The 15,081-nt window shown below is 64.5% G+C and carries 14 protein-coding genes; all 14 read right to left on the minus strand.

The window, feature by feature from the left end:
* Positions 1-25 precede the first annotated feature (25 nt).
* From ABEA07_RS27345 to ABEA07_RS27410, 14 genes are read right to left on the minus strand one after another with little or no spacing between them, the layout of a single operon-like run.
* Positions 26-1,993, minus strand: a complete 1,968-nt coding sequence (locus tag ABEA07_RS27345; protein ID WP_345541867.1) for a polysaccharide biosynthesis protein — start codon at positions 1,991-1,993, stop codon at positions 26-28.
* A 33-nt stretch (positions 1,994-2,026) separates the two neighbouring features.
* Positions 2,027-3,202 (minus strand): DegT/DnrJ/EryC1/StrS family aminotransferase, encoded by a 1,176-nt coding sequence (locus tag ABEA07_RS27350; protein WP_345541868.1) that lies wholly within the window; start codon positions 3,200-3,202, stop codon positions 2,027-2,029.
* Complete coding sequence (locus ABEA07_RS27355) at positions 3,196-3,864, minus strand: acetyltransferase (protein ID WP_345541869.1); 669 nt, start codon at positions 3,862-3,864, stop codon at positions 3,196-3,198. The genes ABEA07_RS27350 and ABEA07_RS27355 overlap by 7 nt, the downstream gene beginning before the upstream one ends.
* The gene (locus tag ABEA07_RS27360) at positions 3,861-4,466 is read right to left on the minus strand and encodes a sugar transferase (protein WP_345541870.1); all 606 of its coding nucleotides are present in this window, start codon (positions 4,464-4,466) and stop codon (positions 3,861-3,863) included. The genes ABEA07_RS27355 and ABEA07_RS27360 overlap by 4 nt, the downstream gene beginning before the upstream one ends.
* Complete coding sequence (locus ABEA07_RS27365; RefSeq protein ID WP_345541871.1) at positions 4,463-5,713, minus strand: glycosyltransferase family 4 protein; 1,251 nt, start codon at positions 5,711-5,713, stop codon at positions 4,463-4,465. Before ABEA07_RS27365 ends, ABEA07_RS27360 begins: the two co-directional genes overlap by 4 nt.
* Positions 5,710-6,864 (minus strand): non-hydrolyzing UDP-N-acetylglucosamine 2-epimerase, encoded by a 1,155-nt coding sequence (gene wecB, locus ABEA07_RS27370; RefSeq protein ID WP_345541872.1) that lies wholly within the window; start codon positions 6,862-6,864, stop codon positions 5,710-5,712. The genes ABEA07_RS27365 and wecB overlap by 4 nt, the downstream gene beginning before the upstream one ends.
* Positions 6,861-7,964 carry a glycosyltransferase gene (locus tag ABEA07_RS27375; RefSeq protein WP_345541874.1) on the minus strand — a complete coding sequence of 368 codons (1,104 nt, stop codon included), beginning with the start codon at positions 7,962-7,964 and terminating at the stop codon, positions 6,861-6,863. The genes wecB and ABEA07_RS27375 overlap by 4 nt, the downstream gene beginning before the upstream one ends.
* Positions 7,961-9,301: a hypothetical protein gene (locus ABEA07_RS27380; RefSeq protein WP_345541875.1), complete on the minus strand. Its 1,341-nt coding sequence runs from the start codon at positions 9,299-9,301 to the stop codon at positions 7,961-7,963. Before ABEA07_RS27380 ends, ABEA07_RS27375 begins: the two co-directional genes overlap by 4 nt.
* 10 nt (positions 9,302-9,311) lie before the next feature.
* Positions 9,312-9,866, minus strand: coding sequence for an acyltransferase (locus ABEA07_RS27385; RefSeq protein ID WP_345541876.1), 555 nt, complete (start codon positions 9,864-9,866; stop codon positions 9,312-9,314).
* On the minus strand, positions 9,863-11,092 hold the full coding sequence (locus tag ABEA07_RS27390; protein WP_345541877.1) for a lipopolysaccharide biosynthesis protein: 1,230 nt from the start codon (positions 11,090-11,092) through the stop codon (positions 9,863-9,865). The genes ABEA07_RS27385 and ABEA07_RS27390 overlap by 4 nt, the downstream gene beginning before the upstream one ends.
* On the minus strand, positions 11,089-12,189 hold the full coding sequence (locus ABEA07_RS27395) for a DegT/DnrJ/EryC1/StrS family aminotransferase (protein ID WP_345541878.1): 1,101 nt from the start codon (positions 12,187-12,189) through the stop codon (positions 11,089-11,091). Before ABEA07_RS27395 ends, ABEA07_RS27390 begins: the two co-directional genes overlap by 4 nt.
* Complete coding sequence (locus ABEA07_RS27400; RefSeq protein ID WP_345541879.1) at positions 12,186-12,794, minus strand: acyltransferase; 609 nt, start codon at positions 12,792-12,794, stop codon at positions 12,186-12,188. The genes ABEA07_RS27395 and ABEA07_RS27400 overlap by 4 nt, the downstream gene beginning before the upstream one ends.
* On the minus strand, positions 12,791-13,738 hold the full coding sequence (locus ABEA07_RS27405) for a Gfo/Idh/MocA family protein (RefSeq protein WP_345541880.1): 948 nt from the start codon (positions 13,736-13,738) through the stop codon (positions 12,791-12,793). Before ABEA07_RS27405 ends, ABEA07_RS27400 begins: the two co-directional genes overlap by 4 nt.
* 25 nt (positions 13,739-13,763) lie before the next feature.
* Entirely contained in the window at positions 13,764-15,059 is a 1,296-nt protein-coding gene (locus ABEA07_RS27410) for a nucleotide sugar dehydrogenase (RefSeq protein ID WP_345542214.1), read from the minus strand.
* Positions 15,060-15,081 lie beyond the last annotated feature (22 nt).

Here is a 15,081-nt window from a genome sequence, read left to right on the forward strand (position 1 = left end):
TCTCCGCCCGCCGCCGGGGACCCCGTCAGAGGGCCGACAGCACCAGCCGGCCGCGCTGCTCGAGGTGGACCCAGTCCACCACCTCGCCCCCCGGCCGGTAACCGCGCACCAATTGCTGCAGTTGCTGCCGGATCAGAGGCGCATCGTTGACGTCCAGCGCGGCCTGCAGCCGCTCCAGCTGCGGCGTCAGTTCGGACCACGAGAGAAACTCGTCGCGTGCCTTCATGATGCGCGGGTGCGCGGTGGGCAAGGGGTCATCGCCGATCAGGGGCTCCTCGTACAGCTTCTCGCCCGGCCGCAGTCCCACCACCCGGATCTCGATGTCGCCGTCGGGGTTGTCGGCATCCCGCACCGTCAGGCCCGAGAGTTCGACCATGCGCCGGGCCAGGTCGGCGATGCGCAGTGGTTCGCCCATGTCGAGCACGAACACCTCGCCGCCGGTTGCCATCGCCCCGGCCTGGATCACCAGCTGCGCGGCCTCCGGGATGGTCATGAAGTAGCGGGTGATGTCGCTGTGCGTGAGCGTGATCGGCCCTCCGTTTCTGATCTGCTGGCGGAACAAGGGGACCACGGAACCCGAGGAGTCCAGCACGTTGCCGAAGCGCACCATCGAGAAACACGTACTGCCCGGCCTGTGGGCGCCCTGCTCGGCCAGCGCCTGCAGGCCCATTTCTGCCAGGCGCTTGCTGCTGCCCATGATGTTGGTGGGCCGCACCGCCTTGTCGGTGCTGATCAGCACGAAGTCGTGCACGCCATGGGCGGCCGCGGCACCGGCGGTGATGAGGGTGCCGAACACGTTGTTGCGCACGCCCTCGGCCGGGTTGTGCTCCACCAGCGGCACATGCTTGTAGGCCGCGGCATGGTAAACGGTCTGTGGATGCCAGGCGGCCATGATTTCGCGCATGCGGCGCGCATCGACGACGGAGGCCAGCAAGGGCACGATCCGCGGCGCAGCCGGACCCCGGGCTTCCAGGGCCTGCAACTCGCGATGGATGGTGTAAAGCGCGTATTCGCAGCGGTCCACCAGAAGCAGCACGGAGGGGCCGGCGTGGACGATCTGCCGGCACAGCTCGCTGCCGATGGAGCCGCCTGCGCCCGTCACCAGCACCACCTTGCGATGGATCTTGCTCGCCAGCAGGGCGGCATCCGGCGGCACGGCCTCGCGGCCCAGCAGGTCCTCGATATCCAGCTCGCGCAGGTCGCTGACCTGGACCTTGCCCTGGGCCAGCGCCATCAGGCCGGGCAGGGTGCGCACCGAGACGCGGGCTTGCCGGATCTGCTCCAGGATCTCCTGGCGACGGCGGAGCGATGCGGAGGGGATGGCCAGGAAGATGTCGCTGATCTGCAGTGAGGCCACCTGCGCCTTCAGCGTCGCGGGATCGTGAACCGGGAGGCCATGGATCAGGCCGCCGTGCAGGCGCCGGTCGTCGTCCAGGAAACCCATCAAGCGCAACGCCGGGCTGGTGGACATCGCCTGCGCGAGCTTGCGGCCGGCGTCGCCGGCGCCGTAGATCAGGACGCGCGGCTGTGCCTTGCGCGCGATGGCGGACTGGTAGAGCCCGCCCAGCCACCAGCACGCGACGAGCCGCGATGCGCCCACGGACACCAGCAGCAGCAGGGGCTGGATCAGGCCCACGGACCGCGGCACACCAGGCACGCCGATCAGCGTGATCACCCCAGCGAACAGCGCCCCGTAGGTCGCCACCGCCTTCAGGACCGCGCCGAGGGCCGGCCAGCCGCTGTAACGGAAGATGGCGCGGTACAGGCCGAACTTGACGAACAGCGGAAGGGCGAGCGCGAGCGACACGCCGACCGCCCAGGCGTCGCGGCCCGTTGGCGACGCCCAGCCTTCCAGCCGCAGCGACAGGGCCATCCACATCGTGAGCGCACACAGCCAAGCGTCGATCCCGAGCGCCAGTGCGCGCTTGGCAGCACGAGGCAGGGCCAGCAGCGGCGCGGCGGCCCGGTTCAGCAAGATGGAATGCGGACGCATCGGTCGGGCTTTCTGCTCGTGCAATGCCGAGCCTCACGCGCTCGCTTCGTGCAGCACCCGCCCGATCGCCGCGCAGGTCCTGGCGATCTCCGCCGACGTGAGCGTCGGGTGCACCAGGAACATCAGGCTGGTATCGCCCAGTTCGCGCGCAACGGGCAATCGCTGGGCGGGCCGCCACCCCGTGCCGTCGAAGGCCTTCTCGAGATAGACCTCGGAACACGATCCGTGGTAGCAGGGAACGCCCAGCGCCTGGATGGCTTCGAGGATGCGGTCGCGGCTCCAGCCGGGTGCCAGCCGCTCGGGTTGCACGTACACGTAGCACTTGTAGTACGCATGAATGCAGGAGCCCGGCAGGCTCGGCACGCGAACGGCCGCGTGCGGCCTGCAGGCCGCACGGATGGCTTCGGCATGGCGCGTGCGCTTCGCGGTCCATGCCGCCATGCTGCGCAACTGCATGCGGCCGAGGACCGCCTGCATCTCCAGCATGCGCCAGTTGGTGCCGAAGCTCTCGTGCAACCAGCGGAACCCCGGCGGATGCCGGCGCTCGTACACCGCTTCGTGGCTCTTGCCGTGGTCCTTGTATTGCCAGACGGCGCGCCACAGCTCCCGGTCGTTCGTCGTGACCATGCCGCCTTCGCCGCCCGTGGACATGATCTTGTCCTGGCAGAAGGACCAGGCGCCGGCGTGGCCGAGGGTCCCGACCGAGCGGCCCTTGTAGCGCGCGCCGTGGGCCTGCGCGCAGTCTTCGATGACCTTGATGCCGAGCCGCGCGGCCAGCGCCAGGATGGGGTCCATGTCGCAAGGCCAGCCCGCCAGGTGCACGCAGATGACGGCCCGGGTGCGGGGCGTGACGACCCGCGCGATGGTCTGCGCCGAGAGATTGCCGCTGTCGCGCTCGACGTCGGCGAACACGGGCGTCGCACCGGCGTTGACGACGCAGGACACGCTCGCAATGAAGGTGCGGGGCGTGACAATGACTTCGTCGCCCGGGCCGATGCCCATCGCCTTGAGAACGGCGTCCAGTGCCAGCGTGCCGTTGCACAGCGACACGGCATGCGCAGCGCCGGTCCAGGCAGCGAATTCGCGCTCGAACGCGCGGCATTCCTCGCCGGTCCAGTAGTTGACCTTGTTGGAGAGCAGCGCCCGCACCACGGCTTCGGCCTCCTCGGTGGTGAAGCTGGGCCAGGGGGAGAAAGAGGTGTTCAGCACGATCGGCCCTTGACGAGTGGTCTGGCAGGATTTCCGGCGACGGTCACGCCTGCGGGCACATCGCGCGTGACAACGGCGCCCATGCCGACGACGGCACCGCGGCCGATGGTCATTGGCTGCCCAGGCCGGCCGTGCTTGATGACGGCCCCTGCACCCACGTAGGCGTGGTCCTCGACGACGACGTTGCCGTTGCACTTGACGCCCGGCGCGAAGGTGACGAAATCCCCGATGACGCTGTCGTGCTCGACGTAGCAGTAAAGGTTGGCGTGGAAGTGCCGCCCGATGCGGACGTTCGAGCCGAGGGTGACGAAGGGGCTGAGGATCGCGCCTTCACCGAGCGTGACGTCGTCCATCACCACCGCGTTGGCGGCGATGAGCGTCCAGGCTTGAACGCCGCCGACGCGGCAGCGGTCGGCGAGCCGCTCGCGGATTCCGCTTTGGGCAATGGCCAGCACGGCGTGGCGCGTGGTGGCCGGGGCATCCAGGAATTCCTCATAGCGCAGCAGGCGCTGGCCGTTCACCACCGCAGACTCGGGCCGGTCGTCCACGAACACCAGCCGCGCAGGCGCGATGCCCTGGGCTTGCAGCTGCGCGCGCGCAAGGGGCATCACGCTTCGTCCGCAGCCACTGGCGCCGTAAACAGCGAACAGTGCGCCGTTCATCGCTCGCGCTCCAGCTGAACGCCGGTAAAGCGCGGCATGGTGGCCTCGCCCGGCGCGCTGATGCCATCGCGGAACAGAACCTTGCACACGGTCAGCCACAAGATGCGGATATCCAGCCACAGCGAGTGATGCTCCACGTACCAGACGTCGAGCCTGAACTTCTCTTCCCAGCTCAATGCGTTGCGCCCGTTGACCTGGGCCCACCCCGTGATGCCGGGCCGCACCTCGTGACGCCGCGCCTGCTCGGGCGTGTAAAGGGGGAGGTACTCCATCAGCAGCGGGCGCGGGCCGACCAGACTCATGTCGCCCTTGAGCACATTCCACAGGCCGGGGAGCTCGTCCAGGCTGCTGGAGCGCAGGAAGCGGCCGAATGTGGTGAGTCGATCCGCGTCTGGGAGCAAGCGGCCATCGCATCCACGTGCGTCCGTCATGGTGCGGAACTTGACCATCCGGAATGGACGGCCGTGAAGGCCCGGTCGGGTCTGGACAAAGAAGACCGGGCCTCCCAACCTGCGGCGCACCAGCCAGGTCAGCCACAAGAGCGGCAACGCAAGCAGCGCCATTGCCACCGCCGACACGAGGATGTCGCACAGGCGCTTCATGCGGCCTCACACCACCGCGCATGCTGCGCGCATGCCTCATCCAATACCCTCGCCAGTCTTTCCGAGAGTTGCGCAAACCCATGGTTCTGCTCGACATACTCGCGTCCTGCCGCTCCCATTTGCCTACGCTTCTCCGGCGACGCTGCGGCCATCTCCAGAATCGATTGCGCCAGTCCTGCAGCGTCGCCAACTTCGACGGTGAAGCCCGCGCCTGCATCTCGGACAGGGTTGTTCGCGGCATCGCAACTGAAGACAACAGGGCGCTCGCTTGCCATGAAGTCAAACAACTTGTTGGAGCTGATCCCGTAACGGAATACCGGTGCGTCCGTCAGGCTGAAAACGAATGCGTCTGCCTGCGCAGCCAACATCGGGATCCTGGACTTGGGGACCGGCGGCTCGAACCGAATGTTGTTCAGTCCAAGTTCCCGCGCCCGCAGCATCAGCGCCGGCTTCAGCGGCCCATCGCCAATCATGCGCAACACCAGCCGTCGACAACCCTGCTGGTCCTGCACCACCTTCATCGCTTGCAGCACGTTGTCCAATCCATTGGCTTGCCCGTGCGCACCGAAATACATCAACGTGAATGGCTCGGACGGCGCTCGAAGGGGATGAGGCGAGCGCGGGAACAGGGCCAGATCCACGCCATTGGGTATCCAGACAATCCGATCTTTCGGAATGCCGAGGGGAACGATGTACTCCCATGCACGAGGCAATAGCACAACAATGCGTGCGGCTCTCCGATAGAGCCAGGCTTCCAGTTGCCGAAAGACCCAAGTCAGGAAAGCGCCTTCCTTCAGCCGGCCGAGGTCGATGAGCGTCTGAGGCCACAGGTCGCGCACCTCGAAGACAAAAGGCACATCGAAGCGGCGCGCCAGACATGCGCCCGCCACAGCCGCAAAAGGATGCACGCTCGACCCGATCACTGCGTTCGGCCGCGGCAGACCCCGTGTGGTCCGTGGAAAGATCGCGCGCCACGCGAAAGCCAGCATGTTGAGCATGCGCCCTCCGCCATTGCCCCGGTAGGCGGGTGTGCGGACCCAGAGAAACGGAACGTTGCCTATTCGTTCATGACGCGTCGCCTCATGCGCCGCGAGTCTCTGGCGACCCGTGTTCAGCTCCACGCTGGCGGCAATCACGCTGGCCTGCCAGCCACATGGCTCCAAATGCTCGGACAAATGGTAGTGGCGCGTGCCGCCCGGTCCACCCGGCTCCTGCGCGTAGTGATTCAGAATCCAGACTTGCTTCATGCGTTCAAGTCCCTCGCCAATCGCTCAACGATCCTCGAGGCCGCATTCCCATCACCATAGGGTTGAACGTTCTGGCCAGAACAACCCAAGGCAGCCAGTATCTCGACGGCCACATGTGCGCTATCCAGGGGCGGGACGAGCCTGTTCCAGCCGGCATTGACAAGTTCGATCCACTCGGTCTCGTCGCGCAGCGTGACGCAGGGAACCCCATGGAAAAACGCTTCCTTCTGCACCCCCCCGGAATCGGTGACGATCAAGGCAGCGTTCCTCTCGAGTTGCACCATGGCGAGGTAGCCGACCGGCGCGATGAGGTGCAACTGCCTGCCGAGCGCCTCAAGCCTTCCGGATCTCATCAACGCCGAGCGCGTCCGAGGATGCAGGGGCCATACCACGGGAATCGTCCCATGTGTCCGCACCAGTGCATCGGAGATGGCTTCCAAACGTCGAGGGTGATCGGTGTTCTCGGCCCGATGGATCGTCGCCAAGACATAGCCCTTAGGCTCGAGACCCAGGCCCGCCGGCAGCGCCTGCGCAGCTGACATCTGCGCACCGTGGTACATGGCCGCGTCGTACATCACATCACCTACGGAAATGATCGACGCCTCGGCAAACCCCTCCCGTTGGAGATTGCACGCGGCATCTTCCGTTGGCGTAAACAGCCAACGCGAGATCCGATCCGTCAAGATGCGATTGATCTCTTCCGGCATGGCCATGTTGAAGCTTCGCAAGCCCGCTTCGACGTGAGCGACGGGTATCTGCAACTTGGCCGCGGCCAATGCACCCGCCAAGGTTGAATTGGTGTCTCCATAGACCAGAAGGCAGTCGGGGCACTCCGATCGCAACAGGCGCTCCGTCGAAACCAACATTCGTCCGGTCATTTCGCCATGCGTGCCACCATGAATCTCGAGATGATGAGCAGGGGGCGCCATCCCCAGCTCCTCGAAGAAGACGTCCGACATGTTGGCGTCGAAATGCTGCCCGGTGTGAATGACAACCTCGCTCAAGCGACCGGTCCTCGCCATCGCACGAGAGACGACGCTGGCCTTGATGAACTGAGGCCGTGCGCCGAGCACGGTCACAACCTTTCTCTTCTTTCGAATGCTCCCGGGAGAGAGCGCCTGATCCAGGCTGGCGCGTGCGACCTGCGTCATGCCGATTCGCCCGTGGCTGTTGCGCGACGATGAATCCGAATCGTCTCGCGGTACGCCTCGCACATCAGCGCCAGTGACCTCGACCACGTGTAGTGGGTGAGCACATGCTGCCGGTCCGCTGCCCCCATCCTCTCGCGCAGGTCTGGGGATCGAGCCAGTCGGACGATCGCATCGGCTGCTGCCACCGGATCGTTTCTTGGAACGACATAACCCGTGGAGCCGTTCAACGTGACTTCTGCGGGACCGTCGGCGTCCGAGACCACCACCGCCTTGCCGGCGGCGCTGGCCTCGAGGATGGCCACGCCGAAGCTTTCCGAGTCCAGCCGGCTCAGGGCGACGAAGATGTTCAGCCGGTCAAGGAGCGCAGGCACGCGCTCATGCTCGACAGGGCCGTGAAACAAGACCATTTCCGCCACTCCCAATCGCACAGCAAGTGCCTTCAACGACTTCTCTTCGGGACCACTGCCGGCTATTTCGAGGCGCAAGGCGCGCGGCTTCAGTTGCTGGAGCGCTAGCGCAAAGGCCTCGATCAGCGTATCGATGCCGTACTTGTGCTTGAGCGCCTTGACGGTGCCAATCACCAGGCAACCGGACTCGGCGCTTCGACTCGAAGGGAGGAAAACCCGTTCGTCTACACCGAAGGGCGTGACGAAGATGTGCGGATGCGGCCAGGTCTCGGCAGCCCGACGCGCCATGCATCTGCTGGTCGAGCCCAGGGCGCTGGCCTGCCGCAGATTCGACGCCAGCAGCCTTCGATGAAATGTCGACTTCTCCGGAAAGTCGTACACGTCGCTGCCCCACATCGAAAGCAGCAGCGGTTGAAAGCGGCTCAGTCGCGCAAGAAGGCCGTAGCCGGTCGCGTAATGTGCATTCAAGATATCGGGTTGAATGCACCGCAACAGGTTTCTCAGGGAACCCGCCGCAGCCAGATACCCCCAAGGCGCGCCGATGGGCAACGAATGGAACGCAACGCCGCCGTCCAACGCGCCAGTCAGCCGGTGAGCGCTGATCAGATGGACCTCGTGGCCATCGGATGCCAGTCCATTGGCCCAGCGCACAGTGTGTACGCTATGGGCACCCGCCAAAAGTGCGATCCTCATACGCGACTTTCCCCCCCTCGCTTGGCAACCACAATTCTTCGAACCGCCGCCTGTAGAAAGTCGATCACCAGGACCAGGACGCACAGGTAGAAGAAGTAGCCGAATCCGATTGCCGAGTTCCCGCGAGCCACCATCAGCATGCCGACGGCGGTCGGCGCGATCAGGTACAGCGACGCACGATGGTTCATCGAGATCAAAGAGATCTCGATGAGCAGGCAGATCATCGATACGAACATCAGCCCGACCAACAGGCCGAGCCAACGCCCCGATAGAAAAAGCTCGCCATACAGCATCGGGTGGAGTGAGCCGTAAGCTCCCTTGACAAACGCCTCATTGATCGCCGCGTAGTAGGCCGATGCATCGAATCGCCCGCGGGCAAGTGCCTCGACCCACAGGCTGTAGGTCACGTCTTCGGGTTTCGGAAAAGGCGCCAGGCTGCCAGGCACGAACAGCAGCAGCACCCTGGCCGCCGATGTGAGAAAGCCGTACGCCTCGCCGCCGGCAACCTCGACCGAAAAGACAAAATAGCTGGGGATCGAGCTCTCACCGCCTGTGGGGTCCACTTCATCGAAGGGGACGAACAATTTGTCGGAGAAGATGGAAAAGTCGCCGGCCAAGAGCGCCTGCAAAACAACGGCTGGACTGATGCCTCGAAGGAGTCGCAGCAAGAAATGGATCACCAGCGCCAGACTCAAGAGCAGAACGACGGGTCCAACTTTCCACCGCCGGCGTTCGCCAGTGACATTGCGGCGCCATAACCAGAACGCGATCGTGGTCAGGACTGCGGCACGCGACCCTGAAAGTGAAAAGACGAAGAGCACACACGCTGCATACGCAAGAAAAGCCAACTTGCTCTTACTGAACGCAGTGACCAAGCCGGGAAAGGCCAGAAAGCACAGGAAGGTGGCCAAGGTGATGAAGAGACCGTCCTCTCCTCGACTTTGCATGCCAGTCAGGCTCAGATCATTTCTATAGAGAAGAAAGAGCGCAAGGCTCGCGACCAGCGCCATTGCGGCAGGCCGAAGGTGGTCATCCAGGCAATGCTCGAAGCGCCATGACCAGACTTGCCGTGCGTAACGCAACCTGGGCGCGGCCAGTCTGAAGAGCAGCAAGATCGACAAGTTCAGCGTGAGCGATCCAAAGAAGTAGACGTAGGTGGAGACGTCGAGGATCGTCGACTCATAGTGCTGCGTCAGCTGCGGATAGGAGAGGAGATACAAAGCCCCATACACCGCGAGCAAGCCGAACAGAAATGAGGTGACGAGCGCCTTCCTGTACAGGTCGTAGGCATGCCACAAGGACAGCGCCGTGGCGAGAACGATGAGCACGACGTGCATGGCTCCGTTCTCAGCAACCGGCAGCAGCGTCCGCTGTGACGGATCTGATGCGCTTCGCGGGGACGCCTCCCCACAACTCGCCTGCGGGAACATCCCGAACGACCACTGCACCCGCCGCAATGACCGCACGATCACCGACGCGGACGCCTTGAAGCAGCACGACACGCGCGCCTATCCAGACGCCGTCACCGATGACTGTCGGAACAGCTTGCTCGCGTGTGGTCTGCGCGGATTCACCGGCGTCTTCGGCTTCGCGGGGGGACGTGGTCCAGTGGCTCAATCTGTGCTCGCTGGGTCCGATGACGACGCCCGGGCCGACGGAACAGTAGCGTCCGATCTGCGCGCATTGGACCAGCCCGGAACTCAGATAGCTACCGCGACCGATGGTCACGTTGCGACCAATCTCGATGCATCCCAACGCATGCGCGCCGCTGATGCGTGCACGTGGACTGACTCGTGCGCGCCAGTCGGTTCGTACGCCCAGCCAGCCCGCCCGCAGCCAGCCAATCCTGTAGTAGCTCCATGAAGCAAGAGCCTTGAACAAGTTTTCGACAATCCGCATCATGCGTATGACCTGGAGGCTACGGCTCGTCGCCAGGCCTCGATCTTCATGACCACCGCCAAGGCCGCCATCGATTCGACCAATAGCCAACAGAGAGCCGCCGCCGCCGCACCTTGCGCGTCGAATAGCCAGCGTGCGACTGCGAGCACGACGACGAGCGAGAAGCAGCGAAGCAGTACGACGATGGAGAGGAATCGGAAGTTGCCGGCGGCCGACAGCCGCAGACCTCCGATGCGGAGCAGAAAGGTGGGGACCAGGGCAGCGATCATGATCTGCACGGTGGTCACACCAGCGTCGAAGGCGGGGCCAAGAACCCAGGGGACCAACGGCGGCATGATCATCACCAGCAGGACACACGTCGCCACCGCCCCCAACGTGGCGTTCTTCAGCTTGTCACGGCCTGCATTCAATGCATCCCTGTCACCACCGCGGCTCCAGCGATTCAGTATCAGAGGCGCGATCGCCTGCACCGGGAACGCAACTGCGTTCAATGCAACCAACGCCATGCTGAAGTGCCCCGCCTCCGCGGGCCCGTTGTAAGAGCCTATCCACCTGACACACAGGAAAACCTGCAAAGTTCCGCTGAGTGCCTGGATGAACGCGTCCGCGCCATGAGACACCAGTTGCCTTGGAGACGGCGAGCATCCGTTCAACAGACGCACGGTCGGCCACGGCAGCAGGAAATATCCCAAACTCAAAGTGAGGATGCCGCACAAGAAATAGGCGAGAGGCATTCCTGTGTTCAGCGCGTGCTGTGTCGCCAGGATCATCGTTGTCGCGACCGCGAGGAGAAAAGACTGTGCGGCCGTGATCAGGTGGAAGCGAATTCCATCATCGATCGTCAACAGAATGCCGCGCCAGATCCCCACCACGATGCATCCCGCCGAGCCAAGCGACAGAAGAAGCGCTGATCCGACATTCATCGCTTCTGGGGGGGCGAGCAGGTAGGTCGCGCAGACCAGCAGGGGGGTTGCCAGCAGGACGTAGGTGGGCGTCCACACGTAAAGGCGCTTCGGGGATGCCTTGTAGCGATTGATCGATAGAACGACGCTCTGCGGAAATCCGAAGCAGCCGACGGCGATCAACACATCTGCCAACGATTTGGCGGCGATGAACGCCCCTTGCTGCTCGGCGCCGAACCAACGTGACACAGCCACCGACAGCGCCAACAGCGAGAGCGGCCCGAGGGATTGGACCGTGATGGCGCGGAGATAGTTGCCTGCGCTCATGGGCAAAGCGCCAGCGCGCTTCGAAGGGCCGCCGCGACGGATCGTTGGTCGGCGTCGCCGATGTATGCATGAAAGGGCAGGCTGACGACTTCACGCGCCGCCTTGTCACCGATCGGGAGATAGGCGGCCGGGTCGGCGACCGCCGGCTGCCGGTGGAGCGGCACCGGATAATGCACCGCCGTCGGGATCTGCCGCTCCGTGAGCGCGGCGCACACGGTCGATCGATGCCGCACCCGGATCGTGTATTGCGCCCAGGCGCTGGTGGCCTGGGGTGCGACGTAGGGCAAGGCTTCGATCGCGGTCGACTTGAGCAGCTCGGCGTAACGTTCCGCCACGCCCTCACGAAGGCGGATTTCCTCGTCGAGGATTTCGAGCTTCACCAGCAGGATCGCGGCCTGAACGGTATCGAGCCGGCTGTTCATTCCGATCCGGACGTGGTGATAGCGGCGCACCTGCCCTTGGCGTGCAATCTGCCGCATGGTCCGGCCGAGTTCGTCGTCACTGGTGAAGATGGCGCCGCCGTCGCCGTAGCAACCCAGCGGCTTGCTGGGGAAGAAGCTCGTGCACGCGATCGTCGAAAGATTGCAGCTTTTGCGGCCCTTGTAGCTCGCACCGAAGCTTTGAGCGGCATCCTCGATGACCGGAATCCCATGCCGAGCCGCAAAAGCATTGATGGCGTCGAAGTCTGCACACTGGCCGTACAGGCTGACGGGAATGATGGCCTTGGTCCGTGCCGTGACAGCCGCCTCGATCAAGCTCGGGTCCAGGTTGCAGGTGCGAGGCTCGATGTCCACGTAGACCGGCTTCGCGCCCAGAAGCGCAGCGCTCGCGGCCGTGGCGACGTAGCTGAAGCAGGGCGTGATCACCTCGTCTCCCGCGCCGACACCAAGCGCCATCAAGGCGATCTGCAACGCGTCGGTCCCGTTGGCGACGGTGATGCAATGCTTCGCGCCGGTATACGCCGCGAGCTTTTCTTCCAGCTCCCCCACCTCGGGACCCAGGATGTACTGGCCGTGCGCCAGCACGCGCCGGATCGCCGATTCGATCCTGCTTCTGATGCGCGCCTGCTGCGCTTTCAAGTCGATGAAATCGATCATGCGTTTGCCGAGCTCTCAGGTGCTCCGGCTTCTTCGCGGCGGAGTCGATCCCCGCACAAGGCGTAGCGCACGCCGGAGTGCGGACAAAGCGCCTCGGCTTCGCCCTCGAGCGGAAGATCCAGTTGCTCGCCGAACTCGCTCATCCAGCCGACCTGCCGCCCCGGAACGCCGACGACCAGCGCGAAGTCCGGCACATCCCTGGTGACCACGGCGCCCGCACCCACGAAGGCGAATTCACCCACGGTCACGCCGCAGACAATGGTGCAGTTGGCTCCGAGGCTGGCACCCCTTTTGACCAGCGTGTCGCGGTACTCGCTTTTCCGCTCGATCAACGCACGCGGGTTGTAGACGTTGGTGAAGACCATGCTGGGGCCGCAGAACACGCCCTCTTCCAGCGTCACGTTGTCGTACAAGCTGACGTTGTTCTGGATCTTGCAACGGTCACCGATGACGACCGTGTTGCCCACGAAGACGTTCTGCCCGAGCGACACCTCGCGACCGATGCGCGCGCCGCCGCAGACATGGACGAAATGCCACACGCGGGAGCCCTCGCCGATCTGCGCGCCTTCGTCGATGATCGCGCTGGAGTGCACGGTGTAGCTCATGCACGCGCAAGCCGGATGAGGGGATGGGCATCGGCGCCCGGCGCAAGCACCGGCCCGGTCCGGATCCTGTCGACCGTCTCGATGCAGTGACGGGCGTCCTCGAGGCCGAAGCCGCGGCCGGCCAGGATTTCCCTGTAGCTGACGGTATGGAGATCGGTGAAGCCTTCCGAGAACTCGACTTGCTCGCCGCTCACGTCGATGCTTCGGTAGGTCGACTTCCTTCCCCTGACCTCCGCGGGCAGATCGTCCGCATCGATCGACAGGAACCAGCGAACCCGCGCGCGCTCGTACTCGAGGTAGCCGGCCGCCCTGGACTCCTCGGACAGGTGCACCACGCTGTGCTGCAGCCTTCCGAAGATGAAGTGCAGCATGTCGTAGAAATGCACCCCGATATTGGTGGCCACGCCGAAGGATTTGCGGGGATCGCCCTTCCAGCTTTCCATGTACCACTTGCCACGCGAGGTGATGTACGTCAGCTCGACGTCGTACTTGGTGCACGGCGGCGCTGCGGCCACCTTCTCGCGCAACCGGACGACGGCGTCATGGTGGCGCAGCTGGAGGATGTTGAGCACCCTTCGGCCCGTCTCGTCCTCGAGGCGCCGCAGTTCGTCCACCAACCGGGGTGTCGGCACCAGGGGCTTCTCGCAGATGACATCGCAGCCGAGCCGCAGCCCTGCGGCGACGTGCGCGAAATGCAGGTAGTTGGGGCTGCAGACTGCGACATAGTCCAGAGCGGTAGCGGCATCGCGCCGGCGTTGATGCGCATGCTCGTGGAAGCGCTCGAACTCTGTGAAGAACTCGCTCCCCGGCGAGATGCTGTCGATGACGCCGACGGAATCCTTGGTGTCGTACGCCACCGCCAGGCAATGGCCAGTCTCCAGGATGGCGCGCATGTGCCGCGGCGCGATGTAGCCGGCAGCGCCGATCAGCGCAAAGTTCTTCATGCCCATCGAGATTCGAGCCGCGCGGTCACAGCCGGAAGACCGTGAAGCCGAGCTCGGCCAGCCGGCCTCGCTCATAGAGTCCCTTGACGTCCGCCATCACCGGTCGGCTTCCGCGGCACATGGCATGCAGCTCGGCGGAACTCATGCCGCGAAACGCACGATGACCGACGGCCACCACCAGCGCGTCGACCGGGTTGTCCGCGTCGATCTGGCCCAGCTGCAGTCCGTACTCTTCGGTCAGGTCTTCCGCTCTCACCCAGGGATCCGTCACCACCACCTCGGCGCCCCACGATTCGAACTCGCGGATCATGTCGACCACCTTGCTGTTGCGGATGTCGGGGCAGTCCTCCTTGAAGGTGATACCCATCACCCCGATGCGGGAGCGCGCCACATCGATGCCATTCCTCAGCATGAGCCGGAGCGTGTTGCGAGCCACATAGCGCGCCATGTTGTCGTTGATGCGCCGGCCGGCCAGGATCACCTGGGAGTGGTAGCCCACCTCCTCGGCCTTGTGGGTCAGGTAGTACGGATCCACACCGATGCAATGGCCGCCGACGAGGCCGGGCCGGAAGGGCAGGAAGTTCCACTTGCTGCCGGCGGCCTCCAGCACGTCCAGCGTGTCGATGCCCAGACGCTCGAAGATCACGGACAGCTCGTTGACCAAGGCGATGTTGAGGTCGCGCTGCGTGTTCTCGATCACCTTCGCAGCTTCCGCCACCTTCAAGCTCGCGGCCTTGTGGGTCCCGGCGGCGATGATGCCGCGATAGAGCCCGTCGACGGCCTCTGCAACCTCCGGCGTGCTCCCGCTGGTGATCTTCTTGATCCGGGTCAGCGTATTGACCTTGTCGCCGGGATTGATCCGCTCCGGGCTGTAGCCGCAGAAGAAGTCGACGTTGTACTTCTTGCCGGACACCCTCTCGAGCACCGGCACGCACACCTCCTCGGTCGCGCCGGGGTACACCGTCGATTCATAGATGACGATCGCCCCTTCGGGCATGACGCGGCCCACGGTCTCCGTGGCGGCCGTCAGGGCGCTGAGGTCGGGCCGGTTCGCCATGTCCACGGGCGTGGGGACCGTGACGATGAAGACCCTGCACCCGGCGATGTCCTTGATGCAGCTGCTGAAGCGAAGCTTGCTCGCGGCGCGCAGCTCCTGGGGGCCGACTTCGAGCGTGGAGTCCTTTCCAGACTGCAGTTCGGCAATGCGCGAGGTGTCGATGTCGAATCCGATGACCGTGCGCAACTTGCCGAATTCCACGGCCAGCGGCAGGCCCACGTAGCCGAGCCCGACGATGGCGATCGCTTCGCTGTCGGCGATCAGCGAAGGCGCCGTCTTGACGACC

Origin of the sequence: Variovorax defluvii (assembly GCF_039541515.1) — a bacterium.
In the GTDB taxonomy this organism is placed as follows: Bacteria; Pseudomonadota; Gammaproteobacteria; order Burkholderiales; family Burkholderiaceae_C; genus Variovorax; species Variovorax defluvii.